This window comes from Vibrio sp. J502, assembly GCF_025397955.1.
In the GTDB taxonomy this organism is placed as follows: domain Bacteria; phylum Pseudomonadota; class Gammaproteobacteria; order Enterobacterales; family Vibrionaceae; genus Vibrio; species Vibrio anguillarum.
Window position 1 is genome coordinate 1,738,608 of sequence record NZ_CP104554.1, and the last position, 13,901, is coordinate 1,752,508.

Here is a 13,901-nt window from a genome sequence, read left to right on the forward strand (position 1 = left end):
ATGAGCACAATACTCATCGCTATTCTTGCACTTGTCGCATTGGCCGCTGTGTTTGGCGCTATCTTAGGTTTTGCCTCTATCCGCTTCAAAGTAGAAGCCGATCCTATCGTCGATCAGATTGATGCGATTTTACCGCAGACACAATGCGGTCAATGTGGCTATCCGGGCTGTCGCCCTTATGCACAAGCCATTGCCAATGGCGATAAAATCAATAAATGCCCGCCCGGCGGCCAAGCAACCATTGAAAAATTGGCTGACTTAATGGGCGTTGAAGCCGAAGAGTCTGCGCATGATCTTGATAATAAGGTCAAAACCGTTGCCTTCATTCATGAAGATATGTGCATCGGTTGTACAAAATGCATTCAAGCTTGTCCCGTAGATGCCATTGTTGGTGGAACTAAGGCTCTGCATACCGTGATCAAGTCAGAATGTACTGGCTGTGATCTATGTGTTGCCCCTTGTCCAACGGACTGTATTGAAATGATCCCGGTAGAAACTACGACCGATACTTGGAAGTGGCAAATGAACGCGATTCCTGTTGTTGATGTTACCGACTCTGCCTCACGTGCGCAGAAAAGCGTGAATTAAGGATTGGTATGTTGTCATTAATAGAACAAATCAAAGCTGGCACTCTCTGGAACTTCCCAGGAGGCATTCACCCGCCAGAAAATAAACAGCAATCAAATAAAACGGCACTGACTCATGCCGGTATACCGCAAGAAATTGTATTGCCATTCAAACAGCATATTGGCCGAGCCGGTGATTTATTGGTCAGCGTTGGCGATAAAGTACTCAAAGGCCAACCACTAACACAATACACCTCAACCTTCATGTTGCCTGTACACGCTTCAACCTCTGGCATCATTACCGCCATTGAACCGCGCACCACGGCGCACCCTTCTGGGTTAAGTGAAATGTGTATTGTCATCACGCCTGATCAACAAGATGAGTGGGCAGTGCGCGCACCACTGGCTGATTATCGACAACACTCCCCAGAGCAATTGATTGAAATCATTCGTCAAGCTGGCATCTCTGGGTTGGGCGGCGCCGGTTTTCCTACTGCAAAAAAAATGCAATCAGGCCTCGCTCGCACTGATATTTTGATCATCAACGCCGCCGAATGTGAACCTTACATCACGGCCGATGATGTACTCATGCAGCACCATACAGCAGAGATCATCGATGGGATCAGTATTGTAGAGCACATTCTTAAGCCCAAATTAACCATCATCGGTATTGAAGATAACAAACCAGAAGCAATTCAAGCGTTAGAAGCCGCCGCAATACATAAAGACATCGTGATCCGCGTGATCCCAACCAAATACCCTTCAGGTGGTGAAAAGCAGTTAATTAAATTGCTGACCAACCAAGAAGTGCCTGCGGGTAAAATTCCAGCCGATATTGGCTTGATGGTACAAAATGTTGGCTCTATCTACGCGATTAAACGCGCCGTCATGGATGGCGAACCCCTGATTAACCGCGTAGTCACCTTAACGGGCAATACGTTTAAACAGCCCCGGAATGTCTGGGTTTTATTAGGCACACCCGTACAATATTTACTCGAACAATTTGGCTATAAGGCAGATAAAAAATTACCGCGTCTTATCATGGGCGGCCCGATGATGGGGTTCACCCTGCCTCATTCACAAGTTCCGATCACCAAAACCACCAACTGCATTCTGGCACCCACTCGTAAAGAGATTGCCTCTTCACAACATGAAATGGCCTGCATTCGCTGTGGTCAGTGCGCGGAAGCCTGCCCGGCCTCCTTATTACCTCAGCAACTGTTCTGGCACGCGAAAGCGGAAGAATATGATAAGTGTGAAGAACTGAACCTCAAAGATTGCATTGAGTGCGGGGCTTGTGCTTATGTTTGCCCCAGTGAAATTCCATTGGTGCAATACTATCGTCAAGCCAAGGCTGAGATAAAAACTCGCCAGCAAGAATCAGAAGCCGCTGAACGTGCCAGAGTACGTTTCGAAGAGAAAAAAGCACGTTTAGAACGCGATAAAGCCGATCGCGAGAATCGTTTCAAAAAAGCAGCCGATGAACGTCGTCAAGAGATGAAACACACAGGCGGCGACGATGCGATTGCAGCGGCCATTGCACGCGTTCAAGCGCAAAAAGCACAAACAGAAAACAACCCAAGCACCGTCAAACCCGCCGTTGCTGCGGCTATTGCTCGCGCTAAAGCCAAGCAAGCCGAAGCACTGCAAGCAGGTCAAGTCGAGCCAGATAACGCTGAAATGGTTAAATTGCGCGAAGAGCGCAAACGTCAAGCTCGCGAGAAAAAAGCGCAGCAAACCAGTGCTGATGCGCCACCAGCAGAAACTGGTGATGATAAAAAAGCGGCAGTCGCGGCTGCCATTGCCCGAGCGAAAGCACGCAAGGCAGAGCAGCAAACGGCGCCAAGTGAACCCCAGCCAACGCTTGAACCTGCACCTACTCAACCTGAGGATGCAAAAAAAGCGGCAGTCGCTGCTACCATTGCCCGCGCGAAAGCACGCAAGGCAGAGCAGCAAACGGCGCCGAGTGAGCCTCAGCCAACACTTGAACCTGCACCTGCTCAACCTGAGGATGCAAAAAAAGCGGCAGTCGCTGCTGCCATTGCCCGCGCGAAAGCACGCAAGGCAGAGCAGCAAACGGCTCCGAGTGAGCCTCAGCCAACGCTTGAACCTGTACCTGCTCAACCTGAGGATGCAAAAAAAGCAGCAGTCGCTGCTGCCATTGCTCGCGCAAAAGCACGCAAAGCCGAGCAGCAAACGGCGCCGAGTGAACCTCAGCCAACGCTTGAACCTGTACCTGCTCAACCTGAGGATGCAAAAAAAGCGGCAGTCGCTGCCGCCATTGCTCGCGCCAAAGCACGCAAGGCCGAGCAGCAAACGGCACAAGCGAAAAACAATCATAATTCTGAGGAGAATAATTAGTGGCCTTTTTTATTGCCAGCTCCCCCCATGCACACAGCAAACGCAGCACATCAGAACTGATGAAGTGGGTCGCCTTGTGCGCCTTACCGGGGCTTATCGCGCAAAGCTACTTCTTTGGTTGGGGTACTCTCATTCAACTGATGCTCGCTATCATCATCGCTTTAGCTTTTGAATCTGCCGTTATGCTACTGCGTAAGCGCTCACCACTGTTGGCAATCAAAGATTACAGCGCCGTGGTCACCGCTTGGCTTCTGGCCATTGCCATTCCTCCGATGTCCCCTTGGTGGGTTATCTTTATTGGCCTTATTTTTGCCATCATTATTGCAAAACACTTATACGGCGGACTAGGACAAAACCCATTCAACCCCGCCATGATTGCTTATGTGGTTTTGCTTATCTCTTTCCCTGTACAGATGACCAGTTGGATTGCTCCAACGGAATTAGCCCCGGATCCAATCTCGTTTAGTGATGCATTTTCACTTATTTTCAGTGGCTTCAACGTAGAAGGTTTATCACTACAACAAATCCGAACGGGTATCGATGGTGTCACTATGGCCACCCCGCTGGACGCCGTAAAAACCGGATTACATAACGGTGAGACTCTGCATGAAGCGATGAGCCAGCCTCAATTTAGTGGGTTAGCTGGGCTTGGCTGGGAATGGGTTAACCTTGCCTATTTAGCTGGCGGCTTATTAATGATCAAACTACGTGTGATCAACTGGCATATCCCGATTGCGGTGCTGTGTGGTTTAGTAATGGCAAGTGCTTTCACTGCGCTTATTGAACCGGGAGCAACCGCCTCACCCTTGTTTCATTTGCTCTCGGGCGCGACTATGCTCGGCGCTTTTTTCATCGCAACCGATCCAGTCACCGCTTCCACAACCGTCAAAGGTCGCTTAATTTACGGCGCATTTATTGGCATGATGATTTTCATTATCCGCAGTTGGGGGGGCTTCCCTGACGGGGTAGCCTTCGCTGTATTACTTGCCAACATGTGTGTCCCACTGATTGATTACTACACTAAACCTCGAACCTACGGGCATTAAGGAGCGCTATGTTAACCGCCATTCGCAACAACGGTTTGATTCTCGCTATCTTTGCCTGTGCTTCAACAGGTGTGGTAGCGTTGACCCAATACCTAACAAAAGATCAAATAACCAAGCAAGAGCAGATTCAACTGCAATCGATTTTAAACCAAGTGATCCCACACAGTTTGCACGACAACGAACTGTACAAATCCTGTACACTGGTGACTGATCCTGCACTTGGTACAGACCAACCTATGCACGCTTATATTGCCACACAAAACGGTGAACCGAGTGGACTGGCTATTGAAGCCATCGCACCTGATGGCTATAACGGCGCGATCAAGGTAATTATTGGCATCAAGCACGATGGTACCATCACAGGGACTCGCGTTCTGTCTCATCAAGAAACACCGGGGTTAGGTGACAAAATAGATTTACGCGTCACTGATTGGATATTGAGCTTTACTGGCAAGCAAGTCACTGAGCAAAATATCGAGACTTGGAAAGTGCGCAAAGATGGGGGACAATTTGATCAGTTTACTGGAGCGACGATTACGCCGCGAGCCGTCGTCAAAGCGGTGAAAAATACCGCTCAGTTTGTGAATCAACATCGAGAAGCACTATTAGCACAACCTTTTGACTGTAAAGGAGCCAGCAATGAGTGATCATAAGACACTGATTAAAAATGGGATGTGGAGCAACAACCCTGCGCTCGTTCAACAACTTGGACTGTGCCCTTTACTAGCGGTTTCTTCCACTGTCACGAATGCGCTAGGTTTAGGCGTTGCGACATTGCTGGTTCTCGTCTGTTCAAATGTCACCATCTCATTAGTACGAGATTATGTCCCCAAAGAAGTTCGTATTCCTGTGTTTGTGATGATCATCGCCGCACTAGTAACTTGCGTACAACTGTTAATGAATGCCTACGCTTACGGCCTGTACCTATCGCTAGGGATCTTCATTCCTCTGATTGTGACCAACTGCATCATCATCGGTCGCGCCGAAGCATTTGCCTCAAAAAATGCAGTGTTGCCTTCAGCACAAGATGGATTTTGGATGGGCATGGGAATGACCACTATTCTGGTCATTTTGGGCGCACTGCGTGAAGTAATTGGCAATGGCACACTGTTTGATGCTGCTGATTTATTACTGGGTCATTGGGCAACCATTTTACGCATTGAAATCTTCCATTTTGACAACAGCTTCTTGCTTGCGCTCTTGCCGCCTGGAGCGTTTATTGGTGTTGGCTTTTTGATTGCAGCTAAAAATATCATCGATAAAAATCTGGCTGCTCGCCAACCTAAAGAACAAAAGCCCGTCATAGAACGAGCACGCGTCACTAACGCTTAGCGAAATCATAAGGAAGTTTTCCAAACGATGAATAATGTCAAACGAGTCGAGATCCTCGAGCGTTTACGGGCCAATAACCCGAAGCCAGAAACCGAGCTTAAATGGAGCACACCGTTTGAGTTACTGATCTCAGTACTGCTTTCCGCTCAAGCGACTGACGTCAGCGTTAATAAGGCCACTGACAAACTTTACCCTATTGCTAATACGCCACAAGCCATCTTTGAGCTTGGCGTTGATGGGCTAAAGCAATACATCAAAACCATTGGTTTATTCAATTCCAAAGCAGAAAACGTCATAAAAACTTGCCGTATCTTATTGGATCAATACGCAGGAGAAGTGCCAGAGAGTCGTGAAGCATTAGAATCGCTGCCCGGCGTTGGCAGAAAAACGGCCAATGTGGTATTGAACACCGCTTTCGGGTGGCCAACCATCGCCGTTGACACGCATATTTTCCGTGTTTCAAATAGAACCAAGTTTGCGGTGGGTAAAAACGTTGATGAAGTGGAACAAAAACTGCTCAAAGTCGTCCCTAAAGAATTCAAAGTTGATGTTCATCACTGGTTGATCTTACATGGTCGCTACACCTGTGTCGCAAGAAAGCCGCGTTGTGGCAGTTGTATCATTGAAGATCTTTGCGAATTCTCTCCACCCAAAAAAATGTAAAGATAGTTAAGTAGGAAAACCACATTCATTCATTAAGACTCTTAATTGAGTCTTTTTCTTACCTTTACAAAACTTAGTGCTTGACATATGGTGGATATACACATAGGCACTCAATGGTTATGTAATGGTTGATTTTGGTGATGATGTCAGCGTAAGAATTTATAGGGATACTACCGGATACTCCTTCCCTCTTGTTGTCCGTGGCGGTGTCTTTCCTGCTTGCCTGTATCTCAATGCTTATCTGAATGGGAACCACAATTCACCATTATCCAAAGGTAAAGGAAAAAGCACGACACAAACCCCTGCTTTTCACACACGAAAGAAATACGCCTACGAGTTAAAACTCCTGTACTGCCACTTTACCCAGAACGGTATTGACCTTGTGGAACGAGTAGCGAATGGAGTGTTTCTTTCACGCGAGGAAATCGATGGCTTCGTTCGAGCATGTAAGTTTTATGCCGGTGATGGAGCAACCCAAGAAAGTGCCAATGTCGTCAGTATTTCAGACAAACGCATTAGGGATGCCATCCATGCGACTGCCAACAGCCAGTCACAGGTATCTGCACATACTTTTCTCCAACGCCTGATCCGCCTTAGAGCTTACGTAGAGTATCTCTACGTAAGCCATCACTATGACCAAGCACCGACCAATCAGAAAGTACAAACAGACGACCAGTTTAATAAATTCAAACTGTATATTAATGCGTTTATATCAGGCACCCGAAACAACAACACGATAACAAAGGATGCCTTTGAGTCGGTCATTCCTGACGTTCAGTTCTTTCATTTACTTGAGATGCTCAAGGAAAGTTCGTAAGCGCGTCATAAACCCCGCATTCTAATCACCTAGCCCGAATAATAAGATCAAACCTCCAACCCAAAGGAGATTTGAAATGGCCAAACGACGCACTAACCAAGAATGGCGAACCCTGTTCGAACACTATGAATCCAGCCAACTATCACAACGATTATTCTGTGAACGTAACGGACTGAGCCTCTCCACTTTTTACGCTAAGCGCCAACAGTTAAAGCACATCGAAAAACCGAACACGGTTGGCTTTGTTAAAGCAGAAGTCGTTGAAAAGACCACAAAGTATCAAGCCACTCACGTTGTCGTTGCCAATATGACGCTGCTCGTCAATGATGTTGAACTGAGCATCCCACAAGGCACGCCAGCGACCTATCTCGCAGAGCTTATCGGTGCGCTGTCATGAAACGTATGCTCAGTGCTCCCGAAATCTATCTCTATCGCGAAAGCGTCGATTTTAGAAAGTCCATCAACGGCCTCGCTGCGATTATCGAAAATGACACCGACTTGCCCTTGGGCAGCGGCGCACTGTTCCTGTTCACCAACAAACAGCGCGACAAAATCAAAGTGCTGTACTGGGATAAAACAGGCTTTGCTCTTTGGTACAAGCGCCTTGAAAAAGCCAAGTACAAGTGGCCATCAAAAGAGCAAAATGAGGTGTTTACCCTAACTCAATTCGAGCTTGACAGACTGCTTTCTGGCTTCACGATTATCGGCCATAAACCCGTTAGAATAAACGATTTTACAATGACTTAAGCGATAATATAGCCATATCCACCAAGCATTAACGGCATGATTTTAGTATAATCAATGCCATGAAAAAGACGCCAAATATCAACTCAGAAAGCCAAGATGTTGCCGAGCTACAAGCGATGGTGAAAGCGCTGTTGGCGTCAGAAACCCAATTGAAACAAGAGCGTCAATCGCTGCTTGAACAGCTCAAACTTGCCTTCGACCGTCAGTTCGCTAAACGCTCGGAGGCGTTAAAGCCTTACGATGAATCTCAAGGTGATCTCTTCAACGAAGCGGAGTGTGAGGCCGCTAAGGAAGAAGAGGTTGAAGTTGTCACAACGACCATCACAAAGAAGAAACGTGGTAAACGCAAACCACTGCCAAAGACCTTGCCTCGTGAAGTTATCGAACTCGATTTAAACGACGATGAAAAGCAGTGCACTTGCTGTCAACATAACCTGCATAAAATCGGTGAAGACCGTAGCGAGAAACTTGAGTTCACGCCAGCGGTACTAAAAGTGTTGGAATATGTTCGTCCTAAATATGCTTGCCGCCAATGCGAGCAAACAGAAGACAAAAACCACGTCGTTCAAAAGCCAGCGCCGCAAAGCATTATCCCGAAGAGCTTCGCCACAGAAAGCTTGTTGGCCAATATCATCCTCGGCAAATATCAATACGCGATGCCACTTTACCGCCAAGAATCCCTGTTTACCCAGTCGGGTATCGAACTCTCACGAACCACCATGGCAAGGTGGATTATCCAAGTCAGTGAGAAGTTCGCTCCACTTTACGCGGCCTTAAAAACGCACCTACTTGAGCAAGTGGTGATTCAGGCGGATGAAACGCCGCTCAATGTCCTCAAAGAAGATAAACAGTGTTATATGTGGCTTTACTGCTCGGGCGCAGACTCGCCTGAAGCCGCCCTCCCTAATGTGAGAAATATCGTCTTGTACGACTATCAAAACAGTCGAGCTAGGGCGTGCCCTGTTGCCTTCTTGGGGGATTACAGTGGTTATCTACAAACCGATGGCTATGGTGTTTATGATGGGCTTCATCTCGTCACCAATGTCGGTTGCTTGGCGCATGCTCGGCGCAAGTTCATGGAGGCGAAAAAGCTGCAAGGCAAAGGCAAGTCAGGCAAAGCGGATAGTGCATTGGCTAAAATCCAGAAACTCTATGGAATAGAATCACGCTTAAAAGGTGCCTGTGCCGAAAAACGGAAAGCAGAGCGCCAAGAGCATGCTAAGCCGATACTGGATGAGCTTTATGAATGGATGACAACTCAGAAAGTGCTTGAGTCTAGCCCGCTGGGTAAAGCGATAAAATACACGCTCGGTCAGTGGCCGAAGCTGAGCCGCTATATCGATGACGGTCACTTATCGATAGACAATAATCGTGCTGAACGCGCAATAAAACCGCTGGTTATAGGCAGAAAGAACTGGCTCTTCTCGACCAATCCCAATGGAGCTGAAGCGAGCGCGATGCTTTACAGTATCGTCGAGACAGCGAAAGCCAACGGCCTTATCCTTTACGACTACATGGTTAAGTGCATGAAAGAGCTAGCGAAATCTGAGCCTGATATCGATGCACTCCTGCCTTGGAACTTCCAACACTAACAATATCGCCCCGTGGGATCATGGGGCGGATACGAAAGTTCTACGGATAACCCATTCAAATCCAGTAAATTAAGAAACCAGATCATCATGCAAATCCTAATTGATGCAGGGGTACGTGTCGGTGCGGTTTTGAAGCTAAAAATCAGTGATTTGGTTGATGATTGGTCAAACCCAAGGTTCCGCCTTACTCGAACGCCAGATGATCCCAGTGATCCAAGGTTAGATCCTGCATCCAACAAAACCAAAGCACTGTCTGTCTCCATTTCGCCGGATTTGATGAAACTCATCAAGCTATACATCTCAACCGTCAGAGCAGCTTCGCCGAATACTCACGAGCATGACTTTGTTTTTATATCAGAGAAGGGAATAACATCAGGTCAGCCTCTAACTTACAAGGCCATCCACAAGATAGTAAAAACTTTTGGTGATGCAATTAATTTTAATCTGCACCCACACAAATTAAGGCATAAGTGGAACGAAGTCTTTGAGGACAGGGCTAAGGAAAAAGGCTTCTCGCCTGAAAAAATTGAAGATTTGCGTAAGTACGCGATGGGCTGGGTTGAAGACTCCAAGATGGCATCCGTCTATAACGAGTTCCAATTGGCAGTAACCGTCGCTGAAATTTCAGCAAAAAACCAACGTAAATCCGTGCCAAACCTCAGAGGTATTCATGAATAACTATCAGCTAGCCGCTTTAAAAAAAGACTACAAAGGACAGCGAAAGTTTTCAGCGAAAGCAGAAGGATACTCCTTTGATATTTTCTCTGATACGTGGGAACTTGAATATAAACAAACTCTATATCTGCATTGGATGAACGAACTTAACACAAGCATTACCACCTTTCTCGATTTGAGGTTAGCAATAGCTCACTCTGCTTCACATTATCCCCTTAAAAGCTTAAGTGGTCATGTAAGCACACTAAAAAAAATCGTTAAATATTTTGATATTCATGAATTTAACGCATGGTGGTTAACTTTAGATAGCTACAAAAGAAAAGTTCGAGGTGCCTTATACGTATTCTGTCATCGTAGTGATGAATACCACTCAGTTACACTTTCCCCTCTATACTCATCTATTAAAGAAGAAAACCTTAGTCGACATAGTAACATTCATGGGGTTCTTGACATTAAAACAGGGGCCTATAGCGAAACTGAGCATGATAATATTTTAGAGGCACTTCGCATTGAAACTCTTCAGGTGCTGAGTGACCCCATGTTAAGTAAGTACACTTTTCCCCAGCTACGTACTCTGATCGCATGTCAACTCATGATCGCACTTGTAAGGCGACCAGTTCAACTTGTAAAAATTAAATGGTGTGATGTTTTACCTGTAGGTCAAGAGTTTCAATCCCACAAAGAGACAGATCGAAACTGGCAGCCTATTACACAACATCTATTTTCAGATATCGAACAGCTACATTTACGAACCTTTAAAGGTAAAGATGGGAGGTTTCGGTTTAATGTAGAATCCCGTTCACACCGTCTAGAACCAGATTTTTCTCAAATATTATTACACTATTATAAGGTTTATGAAAACTCCCTTTCAGACCACTTAAATAAAAGCAATGTCACCTTAAACGGTGATGAAATGGCAGAATTAATGAGGCGAGTATTTCTATTACCAGATACTAGCCTTTTTCAGTCTGAGTTTAAGTCAAAATCTGAGGTTTTCATGGCAATCAGTGATACGTCTAATTCATACCACATGACTTCAGACAGCCTAAAATCAGGAATCGACTATTTTTTCAAAGCTAAACTTAATGTCAAAAGTGATCGATTGCCTAATAAGCCCCTAGTTCTTTTAAACAATCGGTGGAGACACACCCAATTAACACAAGCTGTTTGGCAAGGGTTCAGCCCCGCGCAAGTGGCTTCTATTACGGGTGTAAGCATTGATGCAATTAGACCTTACATAGATCTAAAAACCCCAGAGCGTGTGAAAATCGACCAAGCTTACGCTGGCAACCAGATCATAAAGAGGTTCGATACAACATCAGTTAAAAACCTACAAAAGGACAAGGTTTTTTATATCAAAAGCCAGTTCGATGAAGAAATGGGATACAAACTAAACCCCGCAAATTGTTCTAGCTGCAAATCTAAAGGGGGGGCACCAATGGGTTGCTACCCTTGTGACAACTTTAGACCAGTCGAATCAGCGAATCAGCGAATCAGCGAATCATCGAATCATCGAATCATCGAATCATCGAATCATCGAATCATCGAATCATCAACAATACCTAAATAAAGCACTACGTAAGCTCGAATTAAACAGTCAATCTGGGCACCCTTCTACAGTAAAAAAGCTCAAGAAAGTAATCATTTATATCAAAGCAACTATTGCACTTTGCGATGAAAGAAAAACACTGAAGATTGGGGGTTCGAAATGACAGTTTTAAACAGATATATTGCTAACCAACATGCTTATGTTGAAAAGAAGATGCAACAACCTTTGACTGGATTTACAAATAAAAAAGGAGAACAAGCAAAGTGGGATGACATTGCTGTCACATTTAGGAACAAAAAAGGAATAACGGCTAATTTCTATTTCAACAATAATAATAAGCCCTATCCAAAAATAGGGAGTAAATTCACAAATGATGACAGATTAAATTCAGATACACACCATCTACTTTTGACTTATTTATTAGATCTACTCAAAGAAAATATCAGCATAAATGTCAAGAGAGAAAAATTGTCTATCGCACGAAATTTTCTTAACGCGTTGGAGAACAACGTTGCTTCTTCTAGTTTAAGTGACATACAGCATGCTATAGACAATATGGGATACAGTTCATATATCGCAACTTTCTTTAACTGGCTGTATAAGCATAAAATGCTTTCTACTGCCTGCTGTCCAAGTTTTCCTATACATTTAGGTTGATCCGCACCACCAGTTTTGGACACCTAATTAAGTGAGTACAATCACTAATGAGGTGAACCATGACAAACAAGAAAAAACGTATTCTCCATTCTGCTGAATTTAAAGCAGAAGCACTGAAGCTAGCAGAAAAGCTGGGAGTAGCTACGGCAGCGCAGCATCTCTCGTTACACGAATCCCAGATCTACGGTTGGCGTAAAGCAGCCAAGAAAGATACTAGCACCAGTCAGCGGGAAAAAGATCTAGCCGCTGAAGTCGCAAAGCTCAAAAGGCAATTGGCCGAGCAAGCTGAAGAGCTAGATATCGTAAAAAAGGCCGCCACCTACTTCGCGAAAAATCTAAAGTAGATAGCTACGAATTTATGCTCGAACACCTGCTGTGCTTCAGTGCTGTCCGCATGGCTAAGGTGTTCGGGGTTTCACGAAGTGGGTTTTATTACTGGATTAAGCATCGCCACAAGGCCACTCAGCGCGAGGTAACTCGCCAAGAGCTTGATACGAAGGTCAAAAAGGCTTTTGACAACAGCAAAGGCCGTGATGGTTCAAGGCGTATCCAGAAAGAGCTGGCAGAGAACGGTGATAGCCGTAATGTTAAAACCATTGCCGCTAGTATGAAGCGTCAGGATTTAACGCCGAAAGCGGCACGTAAGTTTAGGTGCACTACGGATAGCAAACATAAAATGCCAGTTGCTCCGAACCTGCTAGCTCAGGATTTTAACGCGGAGGCTCCGAATCAAAAGTGGGCGGGAGACATCACCTATGTTGCGACAAGTGAAGGCTGGCTGTATTTGGCGGTAATTATTGACCTTTATTCAAGGCAAGTAGTCGGCTGGTCTATGGATACCAGAATGACCGCAACACTGGTCTGCGATGCATTATCAATGGCCTTGTTCCGTCGTGGGTTCCCTGAGCAGGTGATCGTTCATAGTGACCGAGGTAGTCAGTACTGCTCAAAAGATTATCGAGACATCATAACCGCTTATAATCTAAAGCAAAGTATGAGTAGGAAAGGAAACTGCTGGGATAATGCTTGTGTTGAGAGCTTCTTCCATTCAATGAAGGTTGAAGCGATCCAATATGAGCCGATCATGACGCGAGACGAGATGCGTCAAACGCTCTTTGAATACATCGAGGTTGATTATAATCGGACAAGAAGGCACAGTGCTCTTGGGTATCTAAGTCCAGTTAACTTTGAAAATAAAAATGTCGCTTAATGAAGTGTCCAGTCTGGCTGGAGCAGATCAGGGAATTCTCTGATAAAACTGACCTATAAAATTTAACCAGATCCCCAAAAGACTCAACTCTGCAAGTAGGCAGTAAGTAAACAAATTCCTTTGAACATAGATAAACTCTGTGATTGGAGTGGGTGAACGTAAGCCAACATCATCGCCACAGTGGTCGGGTGGGGATAGATATTTCATCAGAAAGTTAGGAGCTCAACATGTCAAATAGTCGTATTTTGCACACCATGCTACGCGTAGGCGATTTAGAAAAATCGATCGCGTTTTACACCAAGGTCATGGGTATGCAACTGCTTCGTACTAATGAAAATACAGAATACAAATACACATTGGCATTTCTGGGTTATGGCGATGAATCTCAGGGTGCGGTGATCGAACTGACCTATAACTGGGGCACCACAAGCTATGACCTCGGTAGTGCTTTTGGCCACATCGCGATTGGTGTTGAAGATGTGTATACCACCTGTGACGCGATTAAAGCAGCTGGAGGTAATGTGACCCGTGAAGCTGGCCCAGTAAAAGGCGGCACCACGCATATCGCTTTTGTGAAAGATCCTGATGGTTACATGATTGAACTTATCCAAAACAAACAAGCATCAGCAGGTTTAGAAGGATAAGCCTCTTTGCGGCATCGGCTAGTTATATAAACTAGATGCGTA

At 45.4% G+C, this 13,901-nt stretch carries 15 protein-coding genes; all 15 read left to right on the plus strand.

Annotated features, from left to right (window positions below; all coding sequences use genetic code 11):
* Positions 1 to 588 (plus strand): electron transport complex subunit RsxB, encoded by a 588-nt coding sequence (gene rsxB / locus N5E84_RS08010; protein WP_013857280.1) that lies wholly within the window; start codon positions 1 to 3, stop codon positions 586 to 588.
* A gap of 8 nt (positions 589 to 596) precedes the next feature.
* Positions 597 to 2,927: an electron transport complex subunit RsxC gene (rsxC, locus tag N5E84_RS08015; protein WP_069212074.1), complete on the plus strand. Its 2,331-nt coding sequence runs from the start codon at positions 597 to 599 to the stop codon at positions 2,925 to 2,927.
* Positions 2,927 to 3,973, plus strand: coding sequence for an electron transport complex subunit RsxD (rsxD, locus tag N5E84_RS08020; RefSeq protein WP_069212075.1), 1,047 nt, complete (start codon positions 2,927 to 2,929; stop codon positions 3,971 to 3,973). The genes rsxC and rsxD overlap by 1 nt, the downstream gene beginning before the upstream one ends.
* An 8-nt stretch (positions 3,974 to 3,981) precedes the next feature.
* A complete protein-coding gene (gene rsxG, locus N5E84_RS08025) occupies positions 3,982 to 4,620 on the plus strand; it encodes an electron transport complex subunit RsxG (RefSeq protein WP_013857283.1) in 639 nt (212 codons plus the stop codon).
* Positions 4,613 to 5,305 carry an electron transport complex subunit E gene (locus tag N5E84_RS08030; RefSeq protein ID WP_029388436.1) on the plus strand — a complete coding sequence of 231 codons (693 nt, stop codon included), beginning with the start codon at positions 4,613 to 4,615 and terminating at the stop codon, positions 5,303 to 5,305. The genes rsxG and N5E84_RS08030 overlap by 8 nt, the downstream gene beginning before the upstream one ends.
* A gap of 27 nt (positions 5,306 to 5,332) precedes the next feature.
* On the plus strand, positions 5,333 to 5,968 hold the full coding sequence (gene nth, locus N5E84_RS08035; protein ID WP_019283220.1) for an endonuclease III: 636 nt from the start codon (positions 5,333 to 5,335) through the stop codon (positions 5,966 to 5,968).
* Positions 5,969 to 6,092: 124 nt separating this feature from the next.
* On the plus strand, positions 6,093 to 6,785 hold the full coding sequence (locus tag N5E84_RS08040) for a hypothetical protein (protein WP_069212076.1): 693 nt from the start codon (positions 6,093 to 6,095) through the stop codon (positions 6,783 to 6,785).
* A 76-nt stretch (positions 6,786 to 6,861) separates the two neighbouring features.
* A complete protein-coding gene (tnpA, locus tag N5E84_RS08045) occupies positions 6,862 to 7,182 on the plus strand; it encodes an IS66 family insertion sequence element accessory protein TnpA (RefSeq protein WP_019283194.1) in 321 nt (106 codons plus the stop codon).
* On the plus strand, positions 7,179 to 7,532 hold the full coding sequence (gene tnpB, locus N5E84_RS08050) for an IS66 family insertion sequence element accessory protein TnpB (RefSeq protein WP_019283195.1): 354 nt from the start codon (positions 7,179 to 7,181) through the stop codon (positions 7,530 to 7,532). Before tnpA ends, tnpB begins: the two co-directional genes overlap by 4 nt.
* Positions 7,533 to 7,591: 59 nt before the next feature.
* Complete coding sequence (locus N5E84_RS08055; protein ID WP_069211897.1) at positions 7,592 to 9,124, plus strand: IS66-like element ISVa11 family transposase; 1,533 nt, start codon at positions 7,592 to 7,594, stop codon at positions 9,122 to 9,124.
* A gap of 12 nt (positions 9,125 to 9,136) precedes the next feature.
* Complete coding sequence (locus tag N5E84_RS08060) at positions 9,137 to 9,802, plus strand: site-specific integrase (RefSeq protein ID WP_214659446.1); 666 nt, start codon at positions 9,137 to 9,139, stop codon at positions 9,800 to 9,802.
* Positions 9,795 to 11,369: a hypothetical protein gene (locus tag N5E84_RS08065; RefSeq protein ID WP_234834144.1), complete on the plus strand. Its 1,575-nt coding sequence runs from the start codon at positions 9,795 to 9,797 to the stop codon at positions 11,367 to 11,369. Before N5E84_RS08060 ends, N5E84_RS08065 begins: the two co-directional genes overlap by 8 nt.
* A gap of 138 nt (positions 11,370 to 11,507) precedes the next feature.
* Positions 11,508 to 12,005: a hypothetical protein gene (locus N5E84_RS08070; RefSeq protein WP_029388395.1), complete on the plus strand. Its 498-nt coding sequence runs from the start codon at positions 11,508 to 11,510 to the stop codon at positions 12,003 to 12,005.
* 59 nt (positions 12,006 to 12,064) lie between these two features.
* A protein-coding gene (locus N5E84_RS08075) for an IS3 family transposase (protein ID WP_095661212.1) occupies positions 12,065 to 13,215 on the plus strand; the annotation gives its coding sequence in 2 pieces (ribosomal slippage) (positions 12,065 to 12,308 and positions 12,308 to 13,215; 1,152 coding nt in all).
* 227 nt (positions 13,216 to 13,442) lie between these two features.
* Entirely contained in the window at positions 13,443 to 13,859 is a 417-nt protein-coding gene (gloA, locus tag N5E84_RS08080) for a lactoylglutathione lyase (protein WP_017043475.1), read from the plus strand.
* Positions 13,860 to 13,901 lie beyond the last annotated feature (42 nt).